General features: G+C 38.0%; 14 protein-coding genes. 4 read left to right on the top strand and 10 right to left on the bottom strand.

All coding sequences use genetic code 11. The annotated features are described in order from the left end of the window. Positions 1 to 8: 8 nt before the first annotated feature. The 8 genes from tssA to tagH form a co-directional block, all read right to left on the bottom strand. Positions 9 to 1115 carry a type VI secretion system protein TssA gene (gene tssA, locus ISP07_RS09090; protein ID WP_194441283.1) on the bottom strand — a complete coding sequence of 369 codons (1107 nt, stop codon included), beginning with the start codon at positions 1113 to 1115 and terminating at the stop codon, positions 9 to 11. Positions 1116 to 1270: 155 nt separating this feature from the next. Then, positions 1271 to 2062, bottom strand: coding sequence for a PP2C family protein-serine/threonine phosphatase (locus ISP07_RS09085; RefSeq protein WP_209327433.1), 792 nt, complete (start codon positions 2060 to 2062; stop codon positions 1271 to 1273). Next, positions 2055 to 2783, bottom strand: coding sequence for a type VI secretion system-associated protein TagF (gene tagF / locus ISP07_RS09080; RefSeq protein WP_138618876.1), 729 nt, complete (start codon positions 2781 to 2783; stop codon positions 2055 to 2057). Before tagF ends, ISP07_RS09085 begins: the two co-directional genes overlap by 8 nt. After that, positions 2765 to 6265 carry a type VI secretion system membrane subunit TssM gene (gene tssM / locus ISP07_RS09075; RefSeq protein ID WP_209327432.1) on the bottom strand — a complete coding sequence of 1167 codons (3501 nt, stop codon included), beginning with the start codon at positions 6263 to 6265 and terminating at the stop codon, positions 2765 to 2767. The genes tagF and tssM overlap by 19 nt, the downstream gene beginning before the upstream one ends. Positions 6266 to 6275: 10 nt before the next feature. Further along, entirely contained in the window at positions 6276 to 7553 is a 1278-nt protein-coding gene (gene tssL, locus ISP07_RS09070; protein ID WP_138618872.1) for a type VI secretion system protein TssL, long form, read from the bottom strand. 15 nt (positions 7554 to 7568) lie between these two features. Continuing rightward, positions 7569 to 8897, bottom strand: coding sequence for a type VI secretion system baseplate subunit TssK (tssK, locus tag ISP07_RS09065; protein ID WP_194441281.1), 1329 nt, complete (start codon positions 8895 to 8897; stop codon positions 7569 to 7571). A gap of 10 nt (positions 8898 to 8907) precedes the next feature. After that, positions 8908 to 9366 (bottom strand): type VI secretion system lipoprotein TssJ, encoded by a 459-nt coding sequence (gene tssJ / locus ISP07_RS09060; protein WP_138618868.1) that lies wholly within the window; start codon positions 9364 to 9366, stop codon positions 8908 to 8910. Between the two features lie 26 nt (positions 9367 to 9392). Then, entirely contained in the window at positions 9393 to 10700 is a 1308-nt protein-coding gene (gene tagH, locus ISP07_RS09055) for a type VI secretion system-associated FHA domain protein TagH (protein ID WP_209327431.1), read from the bottom strand. A 259-nt stretch (positions 10701 to 10959) separates the two neighbouring features. On the opposite strand from tagH, the gene ISP07_RS09050 reads away from it, so the two are divergent. Continuing rightward, on the top strand, positions 10960 to 12918 hold the full coding sequence (locus ISP07_RS09050; protein ID WP_209327430.1) for a serine/threonine-protein kinase: 1959 nt from the start codon (positions 10960 to 10962) through the stop codon (positions 12916 to 12918). A gap of 116 nt (positions 12919 to 13034) precedes the next feature. Next, complete coding sequence (locus ISP07_RS09045) at positions 13035 to 13379, top strand: PEGA domain-containing protein (RefSeq protein ID WP_138618862.1); 345 nt, start codon at positions 13035 to 13037, stop codon at positions 13377 to 13379. Between the two features lie 50 nt (positions 13380 to 13429). On the opposite strand, the gene ISP07_RS09040 is transcribed toward ISP07_RS09045, so the two are convergent. After that, the gene (locus tag ISP07_RS09040; RefSeq protein ID WP_199530045.1) at positions 13430 to 13789 is read right to left on the bottom strand and encodes a DUF1294 domain-containing protein; all 360 of its coding nucleotides are present in this window, start codon (positions 13787 to 13789) and stop codon (positions 13430 to 13432) included. A gap of 52 nt (positions 13790 to 13841) precedes the next feature. On the opposite strand from ISP07_RS09040, the gene ISP07_RS09035 reads away from it, so the two are divergent. Next, positions 13842 to 14366 (top strand): hypothetical protein, encoded by a 525-nt coding sequence (locus ISP07_RS09035; protein ID WP_054553611.1) that lies wholly within the window; start codon positions 13842 to 13844, stop codon positions 14364 to 14366. Positions 14367 to 14441: 75 nt separating this feature from the next. Here ISP07_RS09035 and ISP07_RS09030 read toward each other — a convergent pair whose 3' ends face one another. After that, entirely contained in the window at positions 14442 to 14984 is a 543-nt protein-coding gene (locus tag ISP07_RS09030) for a carboxymuconolactone decarboxylase family protein (RefSeq protein WP_054553610.1), read from the bottom strand. A 102-nt stretch (positions 14985 to 15086) separates the two neighbouring features. Between ISP07_RS09030 and ISP07_RS09025 the strand changes: the two genes are divergently transcribed. Continuing rightward, a complete protein-coding gene (locus tag ISP07_RS09025; RefSeq protein ID WP_209327429.1) occupies positions 15087 to 15668 on the top strand; it encodes a TetR/AcrR family transcriptional regulator in 582 nt (193 codons plus the stop codon). Positions 15669 to 15677: the final 9 nt, after the last annotated feature.

Here is a 15677-nt window from a genome sequence, read left to right as displayed (position 1 = left end):
AACTCCTTTTACTCGGTTTCTGTTTCGCTAACTTTGATGCCAGACAGCTTAAAGTATCCGGTCCTAGCATCACTATCGGTTATTAATTCATTTAATAATTCTGGTAGCGATAATTCGCTCCATCGAATAACTTGTTCAATGGTGTAAGACATAGGTGAATGTGGCTCTGTCTTTCTAAAAAACTGCGCAATTTCTTGCAATTTGTTTATCGCATTTTCTCGGCTATTGATTTGGGTATCATTTCGAGAGGGATTCTCATCGACAGGTGTTTCGCCTTCAACTTGCTCATTTTCTTGCGGTTCTTGTATCGACTTCGCTTCAAGGGATTTAAGTTTGTCTTCACCTAAATGCAAAACTGCATTCAAACACTCTTCAAGTGCTTGTTTAATATAAGAGGTAGGCTGTGATTGCTCTGTAGCAGTATCAAGCGCACTGCTTAATGCACTAAATTCAGTAAGCGCCTCTTCGATATCATTTTTTAATGCTAGGAAAAGTTCAGCGGGAGTCTCTTGTGCACTTTTTACTATTAATTCAAAGTCAATTGCGCCCTGGGCTATTTTTTTTTCTCTCTTTTCTTCACTGAGACGTGAGACGTCATAGGCCTGCTGGTATTCCCAGTAAGTAAAAGCTTCGTAGTTTTGGCTATCTGTTAATGCGATACTTTTAATAGGGATGATCAGTGCCCCTTCACTTGCGACACCATTTAAACCAACTAATGCAGAGACCTTATCAGATATCTCATCACCATCATCAAGCATTGGATAAAGTGCATCAAAGTGGTTACTAACTAGCTCTTTTGCAACTTTGAAACCAAAAGCCAGTCCTTTAAAGCCGTGGATTCGACACAATGCCTCAGTAAACCACGCCAAATACTCAATATCTTTACTTTCTGTTTTTAATGCAGTGCTACACAATTCTAATAATGGTTGCCAATCACGTGCCAAAGACGCGATCCCTTCATCATCAACAAGCGCAAGTCTTTCAGCAGCACGTAGCTGATTGCGCATATCTTTTAAGGAATAGTACGTTGAGGTAGGAGATACATCTGATCTAGGCTCAATGCCTGCGAATGCATCTTCACTAATCGGAGCTAAATATTCATCAAAAACAAACATTCCATCGCCTTAAAAATTCCTTTTACACCCAAAATAGAGACGTAAAATAATACATCTCTTATTTATAATTTCAAGCCACAAAAGCATTAATTAAAATTAAATTACAAAAAATAAAATAATCAAACAAAAATTATCCAACTTATTAAAATAATATATTAGCTATTTAATAATAAGGGCACAGTCAAGTCATCATTAATCAATGTTTTATCATTAGAATTATCCAGCTTTTCATTTTTCACTAAAATAAAAGTAACATTATCTCTTGCACCACGCACAAGAGTGGAGTGAATTAATGCCATTCCTGAATCAATGATATTTTTAGGCGCTAAAGCAATACTAATTTCTGAATCACTTAACTCACCTGTTAAACCATCCGAGCAAAGTAAGAAAATATCATCAGTTAATAAGTCACCTTCAACAAAGTCGACAGACAGCTCACTTTGCACTCCCACCGCACGCGTAATTACGTTAGCTAAAGGATGGTTTATTGCCTCTTGCTCTGTTAGTAATCCTTCATCGATTAAATCATTAATCTGACTATGGTCCCGTGATAACTGCAACAAAGAGTTAGACCTGTATCTATATATTCTGCTATCACCTACCCACAGAGCAGAATATTTATTGTCTTTAAAAAACAGTACAGTAACGGTTGTACCGGCCGTTTTATTACTTAAAAAGTCACTGCTATATTCAAGCAGTTTCGTATTTGCACTTTGTATTGCTTTAATCAACATCTCGGTTGAAATTGATGAAACGGGTAACTCTTCAACTTCAGCCTTAATAACGTCAACTACTAGCTGACTTGCAAAATCGCCGGCTTCATGCCCACCCATGCCATCCGCTACAATCCAAAGGTTGTATTTATTAAGTTCAACATAAGCATCTTCGTTTAGCTCGCGAATAACTCCACGGTGAGACACTGCATAACTGATAAAATTTTTATTCACACTCACTTACCTGGGTATAATTCCATTCCCAATGCTGCCAACGTCCATCTAGCATTGCAGCCACTTGATTTACTGGTGGTAAACCTGCTGTAACAAAAACAACAGGCTTGATATCTATAGAACCGTGGGTCCACCAAACACTATAATCCCCATATTTATTGAGTAAGAGTGAATGCAATACATCATCGACAGTTCCACCACCTAACTCATCTCCTTGAAACTCAAAAACTACAGCAGATTTATTTTCATCTGGAGAAAGGCTTTTACTGAATATTTTAGCGGGTGAACGGCTCTCCTTAAGCGTACTCATCACCTTCTTCTGCCATAAACTTAAGTCTACACTGTCATCAAGTACAGATAACACAGCGTCTTCATAATCAAGAGACAGTTGATTCGAATTTAACGTCGCAATGGGAGTGCTATCGCTATCAACGAGGACCGTAAAAGGATAATGGCGCCCTACAGCATCAACACTTGGCAAAAGCGTTCCTTTTTTAGCACTACTCGTTATTAAATTTTCTGACAATGCAAAATGCCAAACTGGACTTGTTAAATAACGCTCTTGCCATTGAGCACCCAGTTGCTCTTTGCTGACTGCGATAGCAGCTTGTAACCAATGCTCCCAGTGCTCTGAAAACTGCTGACAAACTCCTTCTTGGACAAAGTCACCCAAAAATGGAACCTTGCCCAAATAGCCAATCCCTATAGCCTTGTCGGACATGAAAAACTCTCTATACTTGCGTTCCAAAATGGATGTCTAATTGAATTTGGCAACAATTCAACCATTGCATTATTACCTTGCAGCGAAAAGTGTAGCTCTAAGTCATTTTGTGTTTCGGCTCGCTGGGCCTTTAAATCATCTAACATTCGATAAAAAGACCATTCGCCACTGTAACTAGTATTGATTGTTCTGCCCCCATACGGTGGTGTAAACACAATTCTGGTTTTACTTTGGGCAACGTCTCCTGGCCAAACAATGCTCTTAACTTTCGGCGGACCATGCCTATAAATCATTGACTGACCATCTATTTCTATCATGAAACTGGAAATCGTTTGGTCTAATTTAATTGGCTTTAAACCAAACTCTATTCGCGGTGTATTGCTATTCCCATCAAAGAATACTTCGCGAATTCTGGCCGCTTGCTCAAACATTCTAAGTGCAGACTCGCTTACTCCTATATTTTTTTCAAAACGCCATGGGCTCTTACTCGTATCGACACTTGGTGCGATATAGGTCGTGAAGAAGTTATCAATAGTGCCTTCAGGCCCAAAGAAATCCGAAAAATCTTTAAGATTAATTTCTTTATCCGAGTGAGGTACTAGCGGGTAACGCCCTACAATTGCTGCGTTGTACTCTCGTAAAACACTGCTTCTCCAGATTTCGTTAAGGTGTTGATTGGCACTTTTTCTAGTGATGTTTGACGTATCTTGGCTTATGTTCAACAACCAATGACTGGCAGGATAAGGCAGCCCTTTACTTTGAAACTCAAGCTGACTTAGAAATTCTGGTTTATTTTTGCCACTTAATTGGTTCTTCACAGAAGACTTTAGTAAGCCACCACGATCAAGTTGATTTAAGTAAATATTTAGCTCTCTTAAACTTGCTTGTATTGTTTCGAGTTGCTGTGGTTCGATTTCTAAAATATCACTAAATGCTTCTTCTACTTGATGACCAGGAAGCTTGACCTCAAACTTTGGAGTTTCATTTGGTAAGTAACGCTTAAGTCTATTAGCCTTAGTATGCATAGCGACTTCAGCTGCATTTGCAGCCACTTTACCGGCAGCCTTTTGGTTTTCAGAAATAGGCAACTTAGTCAACTGAACATTTTTTTGAACCGTTGTAATAATATTTTTTATTGGCGCTTCAGGTCCCGCTAAAACATTAGTAACGCGAACACCTTCTGTTGGTGAATCGAACTCTTTTAAAGTCAGCTCATCGACAAACGAACGCCAGTAATAAATATAATCTTGAAAATACTTTTGCTCTAATTTCTTCTCGATCTCCGCTTTAGAAATATCGTATGTGTTTGCAGCTTCTTCACCGTAAACCCAACTACTTGCCATCAGATTACCCAGCATCTTGCTTTTCTCGACATTGAAGATGCCATGGTAACCATTATAAGTATAAAGGCCTGGAATACTTTTCATCGTAGCTTCAGGATTTTGAAAACTAAATTCTCTCGCGCTTTCGTAGCTTATAATGTCCGTTAGTTTTATTGGTGGAATGCTACTTTCCATAAAATCAGCTTGTAATCTTTGGTAAGCTCTTTCTGCGATTGGCAATTTTGTTAGTTCAGCTCTAGCAAGGCGAACAGCTTGATGATCTATTTCTTGCCCAGAAATACCATAATCGAGGAGTGCTCGTGTATGAGCCATTAAATCAGCACGATTGGTTACGTTAACATCACCCGGAAGAGCTCTTTCGTAGTAGGCGCTAAACCATGCAAGTAAATCATCTTGATTATAATGCTCAGGTTCAAATAACATCAGATAGCTACGCAGAGTCTCATATAAATAACTCAAATAGTCTGCTTGTTGTTCCATCTCAGATGTTAGCGCATTGAGTAGAAATGGTTCTAAGTATGTTTTTAAAGAACGTAAGTAGGCGCTTTTCGAAGCTTCTGTTAGCTCTTCAACTTTACTAAAACCATACGCTTCAAAGTCTTCTGCATTAATTTTATTAACAGGGAAGTTCTTTAGTGCATTAAAACGCTGATTCAAAATAATTAGATTACTTTTATCGACCGTATTTTGATCTAATACTTGATATTCAGCTAAAGCTTGATTCGTTTCATCTATTAGATCACTATTCCATGAAAAGCTAATAAACCAAGAAACACTTAATGTAATCAGTGTTATACATGTTACGGCTAGGCATGAAACGCGTAACCACTTACTTTGCTTTTCATGATGTTTGTTAGTACTTGCTAGATTCTGTTCAGGAAAAATAACACTTTCTAATAAACGCTTGATAAAAAAGCTTCTAGTTTGGTTAATATAATCTTTTTTTGCTGAGCTTTGATCACTCAACAAATTAGAAGGTGTTCCCTCTTGCGTTGCACTCGTAAGATAGACACCTCGAAATATTGGCAGGCTTTCATACGCATTTGGTGTAAATATTTCTTTCAAAAAAGAGTAACCAACACTCTGAAGAGCACGAAGTTGCTTCGGAAATTCAAACACTTTAGAGCGGTTCACTAAATCATGCTCGTTAATCAAACGTCGATTTAATAACGAAGTAAGGTTTGAAATTAATCCATGAAATTCTTTGTTAAACACTTCAATTTGATTGTCAGAATCAGTATCTAGTTCAAAAGTTACCCCCCAAACTTGCTCCGTTTCTTCATCACTGAGCTCACTAAAAAACTCTCTAAAGCCTTCAACCAAGTCGACTTTTGAAAAAATAACATACACAGGAAAGGTCATGCCAAGCTGCCCTTGAAGCTCCTGTAATCGTTGCTTTATCGCACGGGCATGTAAGTTACGCTCAGTTTTAGTTTGATTCATCAGTTCGGATATCCCCATACTGATGATCACACCATTTACAGGCCGCTTGGGTCTGTATTTTCTAAGTAGACCTAAAAAACCTTGCCATGCCTTTGAGTCATGTAAAGCATGGCTATTTTGTGTTGTGTAACGACCTGCGGTATCGATAATCACTGCTTTATTAGTAAACCACCAATCACAATTACGCGTACCACCAACACCGTGAATTAGGTCTGTGCCTAGCTTTTCCTTTAAAGGAAAATCAAGACCTGAGTTATTAATGAAGTTTGTTTTACCTGAACCAGGAGGGCCAATCATGATATACCATGGAAGCTGATAGATATTACGACCATTAAAAAGCTTAGCATCCTTCAATAACTCGATCGCCTCAACCATACGAGTTTTTAAGGTTTTAATTTCTTCTTGGACTTCATCTGCAGAATTAGCATCAACCTCAATCAGTTCTTCTGTCATGCTGGTATTTCGTTTGCTTTGATTTCTAAACTCAATCAATTTAACAACGGTATATACCAATAAAATTGCTAAAATTGTGATAGCACGAGCTGCAACACTTTCAAACGGTTTATAATCGGCGATCGCAATCAATGGGCCACCAAACCAAATAAGTAGGAAGAGAGCTAAAAAGCCAACAACAATCATTACCTTACGAGAAGTAGCAGCGTACATAGCGCGCTTGCACTTTTGAATAAAACTCATCACAACTCCATTAAAAAAGTAAGTCGATTTCAATTCGGCGGTTTAATGCCTTATCTGAATTCGTATTGCTCACTAAAGGCTCTGCTGAACCTTTTCCTTCTGGCCATAACCTTCCCATTAAGCCTGTATTCTTAGCCATTGAGTTTGCTACTTGTGTAGCCCTAGCTAATGATAAATGCCAATTCGAAGGATACTGACTGGTACTTATTGGGCTATCGTCGGTGTGACCTGTGATTAAGATTTTGCCTTTTGTTCCTTCAAGGCTTAGCGCTAACTTCTCTAAAATTGGTTGGAAAGACGGCAAAAGTATCGCTTCGCCTGAGTTAAACAAACTCTCATTATTTATTGTTATTCTAATTCTATCTGTTTGTTGCTCAACACTGACTATACCGCGTTGTATTTCAGTGTGTAATAACTGGGTTAACAAGTCCAATTGCTTACTTTTATTGCCTTCAACTTGTGAAGATGACAAAGGATGAACTAACTTCAAATTTTCAGCTGTTGCGTCAACTTGCTCATTAAGGCGCATGTTGAAAAACAAATAAACCACAAGCGCAATTAAAGCAAGCACCGAAATTACAACCCAAAGTGGAATTTGATTTCTTAGCTCCATACCTGCTGCAACACGGCTTTTCCAGCTAGGTGCTAAAAATTGGCTATGTGGTCCATCTATTTGATTAAGAATGTGGTAAATTCTATTACGGTAATCTTCTAGCTTACTTTCCCCGCTGGCTTCAACTCGAAACTTACCTTTAAAACCTAAATTTAAGCAGTGGTACTGTAGCTCTAAGAAGTTTCTGTTCATTTCTGGGTGTACTAAAGCATCATCAAGCAAAGTAAAAAAGTACTCACCACCAAATGTTTCTTTATGAAAAGTAGATAGCAAGCTCTCTTCAGCCCATTCCAGCGAACTCCATTTAGCATTTAATACAGCTTCATCGATAACAGCACATAGGCAATAACGTGCATTATTAATGACCGTAAGTTCAATAGATTTTGCACGTAGATTGGTTTCAAATCGCTTAATTGATTCAATAGCCCGATGCTTTAAAGCTGCTAGACTGTCAATTTGTGATGACTGATTAATAAAAATAATCAATGAAAAGCTGTCATTAGCTGCATCGAGTAATTCATTTTTAAAAATTGATACAGAACTAACATTCGCCTTTTCAGGTGAAGAGTGACTAAAAGAGACAACGGTTTTGTCACTCGAACCTTGTGATGCATCAGCATTTGATTTATCTCGGCTTAAACGGCCGGGACGTGGTTTGATTATTGTTTCATCCATTGAAACGCTTCCTTTTTAGCTTCTAATTGCCCAAAGAATTAAGTTTAAATCAGGGTAGTTGCCCGACAAATGAATAGCGATACCACCGCTTGATTTGAGTTTGCTCCAATGTTCACTGTTTTTATTGAGCTCAAAATAATGATACCCAGCATGGTAAGGCACTTGACGTGGAGCCGTAGGTAAGCCATTAATTGAGATCCCTGGCAATTGGTTATTTACTAAATCTCGGATCGACTCAACGCTACCAATCTTAATTTGCGAAGGTAATAGTTTTCTTAACTCTTCATGCGGAATACTCGCTTTAACTGCGAGTACAAATTGAGCAGAGTCAAGTATCGACTTATCTCTTAATGCACCAAATGAGATACCAAATTTGCTTTGTTCTAATTTAACTTCAGTGGCTGTTTGTTCAATCACCTGACTTAATGATTGATAGAGGAAGTTCACAACTTCTGCAAAAACAAACTGTAAATTTGTATGGTCATATTTAGGAAGTTGCGGTACCCGCTTGTTAACAGCACTAAAAGTTGCAAGTTCTCCTGCAAGCTCAATTAGTCGCGTGTAAAGCTCTCGCGGATGAACACGTGAATGCGTTAATAAGCTTTGAAAAACTGCATCATATTTATTAAGAGTTTGTAGCATCAGAAAATCGGCCACTGATGTACTACCTGCATACCCTTGGCACAGCCTCACTGCAATACTTTCAGCACGTTGCTTAATTAAGCCTGATACTTCTCTGACAAGCGCTGTTAAAGGCTTATTACTGCTAACATAGAGGCTTGGCGGAACATACTTAGAGTCAAGTTTAATTGCCCCTTCACTAGTCACTTCTGTAATTCTTGCAAGCGGCAGCAAGACATAACCTGATGTATCATCAGACATTAACATCAGTCTACTATGAAGCTTAGCAACTTGAATCATTTCTTGAGCTTGAGAGCCTAAACTGTCATCACTTACTGATAAATCTGCAACTCGGTAACGTGTCACCAATTCGTCGTCTTTAGAAGATAGATTAATGCCACTTCCTTTCAGAGCCGGTATTGCAAGGCATACTATTTCATCATAGGCACTTTTAGCTACAATCAAAGGCTCAGGAAGGTATTCATCGCCGGGCATCTGAATTGGGCATAAGTCTGCTGAAATAGCAGACAACTTATCAATGGCAAATTGGCCTGTTACAAGTAGCTCACTATTAATCTCAAGCTCTATTACTCCCCATGAATCAGGAACAGTGCCCTCTATAACTCTTCTAATTACACTAGAAACATGCTTATCTGCCTGTTGAAAGTGCTGAGGTCTTAAGAACATTCCTTCTGTCCATGCGACCCGCGTGTAATCACTCATGTTTATTCCTTTAATCTTTCATATATACAGCTAACGACTCAACATTTACGTCAATGTCATCATAGCCTGTTGGATCAACCTCTATTACCGCGCGCCAACGGGCTTTTTCAATATCTCTATAAGCGACTACAACACCAACAAAGCGAGTGTTTCTATTTAAATTCATTTTATATTCAATTGTTGAACCAGGCTGTAGCTCTAGCTCATCTTTTTTTAGAAGATCAGGCCCAAGTACTGCTTCAGGATTTTCATACAAACTAAAAAAATCTTGCGTATCGAAAATGGTGCGAGAGCTCAGTTCAAACACTTTGTAAACAACAGGTGAAGGACGATCAGAGATATCTGGATTTACATCTGAGGCCACTGAAATATTTAAATCAGTAGATGGGGGCACAAACTTATTTACTGTTGTACAGGCTGTTAAAAATACCCATAAAGCACCTACAAAGGTAAGCTTGAACTTCAACATTGCATTATTCCTTCATTGTAATACAGCTAATTTCCACCATTGTACGCCTTCAGAAAATCATCAGAAAATGCTAAAACGCCTTTAGCTTTAACATCATCTGTAATATCAGCATACAATTCGTTATATATACGCCAGCTAGAAGCACCACCATAAGCAGGCAATGAACTAAGCAACCCACCATTATTGCTTTGTGCTTTTATGCCATCGGGTGATAATTGTTCTAAAAGACCATTAAGTGCCCCTGTTGCACCTGCTAATAACCCTTGCTCGTGAAGTTTTGTATCAACAAAGCTTTCTTTAACTGCTTCATTCGCTGGCAAAAAACTTGCACTATTGCGAACAAAAAGATTCTGCATTACATCATCAATGGTTGCTGAAAACTTAAGTGGATTATTCTGTTCAACTTTAAACGTTGTGTGATTCAATTTAAGTTGATTCTTAATATTTGTTCGCTGGCGAATCAAATCCATCGAGCCTTCAAGGAAAAGCTTAAAGCACTCCCCCATACGCTGCCATGTGTCTTCATTTTGCAGCTCCGCTGATAGCTTTTCATTGACACTTAAGCCATTTAAAAATGAAGAGATTAACTTCGATGAGTTAGGAATTTGATTATCTTTTACAGGTGCGCTAACAGAGGCGTTATTTGCAGCAATTGCACTATTGCCATTATTAAACGGCTTACTATCGTTAACTGCTGGAGTGCTAATTACAGGCTCTTCTGCCGGTAATACAGGCACGCTATTTTCTTTTTCTTCTGCCGTAGCTGAAAGTTGTGCGAGTTCATCCCAATCCTCTGGAATGGGTTGACTCAGGCTTTGTTGTGAAAATATGTCGATATTATCACTCGGTGCTTCCGTAAAAGTAGGCGCTACTATTGCCTCTTCCAGCACATTTGAACTGTCATGAGCTACTTGTCGCTCAGCAGAGCCACTAAAATCTTCAGTTGAGCTCTTTAATTCAGGCTGTAATGGGTTAAATGAGTTGATTTGCGGCTCAAAACCTTGTGGTTGATTAGCTTGCTGGATTGTAGATTCAATTTGATAGTCACCAATAGTGAAAACATCACCATCACTAAGGCGGTGCTTATTTTCTTTACCTAAAGGAGATACAGAAAAGTTTACAAATAGTCCATTGGTTGAGTAGTCATATACATAAAAGCCATCAGTTTCTTTTACGATTTTGCCATGACGGCCAGATATTACTTTTTCAGGATCAGGTAAATACCAATCACACTGTTCTGAACGACCAAAAGTTAATTCATTTTTTACTACTTTTTTCGCATCTATCTCAGGAGACAGCCTGTGATAACTGGTAACATTTAGAATCACTTCCATTTGATTGTTAGTCCCATAAATACAAACATTCTAATAGGATAAAATACTTCACGGAATAAAGTCAACGCGCAAAAATACCCAAATTTGAAATTTAAAATAATTTTAAAAAACAAAATAAAAGAACATAAAGTAGTACCCACTTAAAAACCAAACCTTAAGCACTATTTCATTAATATAAACTGAATGATTGCTTATTGGTGTATTTTTTGTAAAATATGCACCAGTCAAAAGGAGATTGATTTTATAAAAAGGAATTATAATGACTTCTGAAAACGATAAAACACGTATTGCCTCAATAAAAAATAAAAATGCAATACAAAAAGAAAGCAAGCTTCATCTAATTGGTAAAACACTCGCAAAACGCTATTTAATTGAAGAATTAATTGGCGAAGGTGGGATGGGTTATATTTACCGAGCGCGAGACACCTATCTAAATACTCATTCTAATCAAGATGATATTGTAGCAATAAAAGTATTACATCCAGAGCTAGCTGACTCTGAAGATGCGTTATTGTTGTTGAAAGATGAGACTATTAAAACTCGCGCTCTCTCTCATCCTAACATTGTGAGAGTTTTTTCTGCTGCATCAAGTGACATGTACCATTTTGTAGTAATGGAATGGATTGAAGGTGAAACTCTTGAGCAATTAATTAAAAGAAATAAACCCAGTGGTTTATCTCAAAAAAGAGCTAAGCCTATCATAAATCAGCTAATCGATGCCCTTACTTATGCCCACTCTAAGGGAATAGTTCATAGTGATTTAAAGCCTTCAAACATAATTCTTGACTCACAAGGAAACTTAAAAATCTTGGATTTTGGAATTGCAAAGACAAATCTACATGAAGATAAATATGCAGCTCCAGCTAACGATGAACAACCTAATAGCAATGGATATACTCCTACTTATGCGAGTCCTGAGCAATTAAATGGAGGCAAACCTTCCGCCAAAGACGATGTATTTGCATTTGGCTGCCTCGTATTTGAGTTATTAACAAGCAAGCATCCGTACAATAGAGTCGCTGCAAATCAAGTAGCAAAAGATACAAGTGTCAAGAAACCAAGCAATTGCTCTATCAGTGTTTGGCTCAAACTCAAAAAATGCATTTCACTTGATGCTGCAAATCGTCCTAAATCATTGTCCGAAATTAGGTCCGAACTAAACAATAATAGAACCACTCTATTTATCCATGCAGCTTGCTACGCTTTACTTCTTGGCGGTGCTGGTTACCTTTACTTCTCTCAAAGTGATACACAGCAATTGATTGAAGCAAACTATCAGAACTCGCTCGCAAAAGTTGAACAACTTGAAACATGGATGGGTTGGTCTAGTGATGGCTTACCACAACGCCTAAATGAAATACCTCCACAATATAAAGTTTTAAAAGAAGGGCTTTTAGCTGTCCATCAAAATAAAATCGTAGAAAAATATTCTCAGCAGGTTGAAGATTTACCACGAACTTCCATAAATACAAGAGCGTATGATGAAGCTATTCATATCTATGACGAAGCGAAAAAGGTCTACCCTGATTCTGAAACACTAAGTAATAAACTCGAAAGTTTACTTACTGAAAGGCAGTCGATCCTTTCTGATCTTAGCTATCGTCTGGATGTACTTTTATCGCAATCGAGGTATACCGAGAGCGGTGACAATAATATAGATAGCCTTGTATCTCAAATAAACATTATTGATTCTAGTTTTGTATACGCACCCAACCAAGAACACATAGATAATTTCAAACTAGCTGTTTTAAGCTCGATTGAAAACGAGGATTTCGTTACACAGAAAAGGCTACTTGATGTAGGTGAATTAGTTTTTTCAAATACTTCAGAACTTGAGCCACTCGTTACTGCGTTGAGGAAAAAAGAGTCAGCCATGATCGCTTTAGCTGAATATAAGAAAAAAATCAGTGAGGGGATCACAGTCAGTTACCCTGACGATGACGCAAAGATTTTTTATCAAGAAAAGTTAGCAAAGTTTAGCTCTCAACTAGCTAATGTTTCAGACTATAAGCAGCTTATCGAATTTGATGAGTCATTTAGCAAAGAAGCAGAAATTTTCCCTGAGTCATTTGAGCCTATTTTAATGATCAAAGATCAGATAGCGACAACGTATATTTCTATGGCAAGCAGCTTAATGAAAGTAAAAATGTACCGAACGGCAGAGAAGCTAGTTGAACGCAGTGAAGAAATACGGAAGAGTCTAGAAAATACCCTCTAACTCAGTAACTTAAATAATCAAGCGTCAGAGAAGAGCAATTTTGCAAAGTTTTACTTTTGAAAACACCACTCTTCTTCTTTCACGTTTACTAAATAGTGTAATTAAATGGAGTAATTATGAAAAAATTAAGTCTGGCTTGTGCGTTAGTAATACTAGCGGGCTGCTCATCAACTACAGAAGTTTCACCGGAGCCAGAGCCAATTGTAGAGCCTGTAGCTGAAGTGGTAGAAGAAGTACCTGTAATTTCATTAACGGTAGTCACAACACCTGATGATGCGCGCGTTCGTATTATGAATATTAAACCTGTTTATGAAGATGGTATTGAACTTGATGAAGGTAAGTACGACATTGAAGTAACCAAGCCAGGTTACTTAACTTACCGCAAATGGGTTGTTGTTGATAAGAAAACAATTCTAACAATTGAACTTGATAGCATTGAATCAATTCAAGCTGCTCAATAAGTGGTTTTAACAAAAAAGGAAAGCTGTTGCTTTCCTTTTTTGAGCTTCTTTTAAATTAACTTAAAATAATACAGCGACCATATCGCACTACAATTAACAATAACTGTTAACCAGAGTACAGCAATAAAACTGCGTTTTTTAGATTTGTGTCTCAACCATTGCTGTGCAATGAATGAACCTGGCCAACCGCCGATTAACCCTAATATATGCAGTGTACGCTCAGGTACTCTTATAACATGCTCGCCATGTTGCATTGCTAAACGTTTATCCCAGCCATACACCAAAAAGCTTATTAAGCTCGCTACACTGTAAGTGCCTGCAATAAAGTAGGTAATATTAAGTTGCCATGATGTCAGCCATAGCAGCGCTAAAAACAACAATGAAAATGTAATTAATGTTTTCTTAATCAACGAAGTATCACCTATACTGTGCAAAACAAATTAATTTTATCGGGGCGCTATTATGGCATACCTAAAATCGCTTTTACTATCAATCTGCCTGTGTTCGCTTTCTGTTATGGCAGCAGAGCAACAACTTGATGACAAGCTAAAAGTGTTTGAACCTTACTTAGGCACGTGGCAGTCAGACTTTAATGTCGCAGCAGGTAAACCTGCGGTGCAAGATGTGAGTACCTGGCAACGCGCGCTCAATGGCACGGCTATTAAAACCATTCACTCTATCAATGAAGGTGAATATGGTGGTGAGTCGATGATTTTTTGGGACAATAAAAAGCAGTCTTTGGTGTTTTATTACTTCACTACAGCTGGGTTTTACACCCAAGGCACTATGAATGTACTTAGCCCTACTCAGTTTGTTGCTTATGAAAATGTAACGGGTAATAAAGATGGGATCACTAAAGTCAAATCGACAAGCGAGTTTAAAGATAACAGCTTTGTAGTGTCGACCTCTTACCTTAAAAAAGGTCAATGGACAAAACCCGATACCCGAACTTACACCCGCAGCGAAAAAACGGTTAAGTTTAAGTAAGCTATACCCAAACCACCTCAAGATGCAGAAACTCGCACCTTGAGGTGGTTTGGGTATATAGCCGTGCTTTATTTATTACTTAATAAATTTTTTAAACGGCTGATCAACAGGCGTATCAGCTAAATGGTTCGTATAATTACTCATCACTTTTTGTGCTAAACCTAGAACAATTTCTAATAATTGCTGATTTCCATAACCCGCACTGTAAAACTCTTCTAACTCACTTTCGTCAATTACACCTCGGTTGCGCGTCATTGCTAAGGTTGTATTTCTTAAAGTTTCTAACTTGGGATCAGCAAGTGGAGTTTTATTAACTAACGCATCAACAATCTCTTGATCAACCTTCATACTCGCAGCGATTGCACTATGTGCAGGTACACAATAATGACAATTATGTTCAACATTAATTGTTTGCCAAACAACTGTCAGCTCTTGAGCATTAAACGATGTTTTTTGAAATAACTCATGAAGCACTTGGTAACCTTCAAGTAGTGTAGGTGCCTCTGCCATCACGGCATGTAAATTTGGCAACATACCGAAGGCTGATACTGAGTTATCGATAAGTGCTTTTGAGCCCTCTGGCGCGGTTTCTTTTGTGTAGAGTTCAAAGTTTTTCATGTTATCTCCTATCGTGTCTGACTAAGATTTATGATTAGCCTAGTTGTTTTTGAGCAGTTGTTCAAGTTAAAATTGAACAACTGCTCAATTTTGGTGTTCGTCATGGTCAATAAAGTTAAATTCAATCGCGATGAAGTAATCACGAAGGCACAAATGCTATTTTGGAAAAAGGGTTTTTCTACAACATCTACCCGTGATCTCCAAACGGTCGTTGATATGCGCCCAGGCAGTATTTATTCAGCGTTTGGTTCAAAAGAAGGTTTATATTCAGAGTCTTTAAAAGTCTATGCTACGCAACTTCAGCTGTTGCTAGCGAGCCATATTGAGAATAGCGAAACAGTGCTTGATGGCTTACATGCATTTGTTGTTACGGTACTTGAAAGTGCTGAAGATGGATGTGAAGTATGTATGTTAATCAAAGCAAGTACAGAATTCGATCACACTCAGCCTAAACTTAAAAGGTTAACCGATGACCTTTTGCAGCAGTTTGAACACGACTTATCGACTCTATTTGATATTGCACAACAGCGTGGTGAACTACCCAACACTCATAGTCCGCTAGAATATGCTCGTTTATTTCAGATACAATTTACTGGCTTAAGAAGTTATTTACACAGGCCAATGTCGAAACCGATGACTGAGCAGCTTATTGGTATGATGTTCACACTTATAAAAAATTATTAAAGGGTAAGG

Origin of the sequence: Pseudoalteromonas sp. PA2MD11, assembly GCF_017808125.1 — a bacterium.
GTDB classification, from domain to species: Bacteria; Pseudomonadota; Gammaproteobacteria; order Enterobacterales; family Alteromonadaceae; genus Pseudoalteromonas; species Pseudoalteromonas simplex.
Note: the sequence above shows the minus strand (reverse complement) of the source record. Positions and strands in the feature narration are given on the sequence as shown.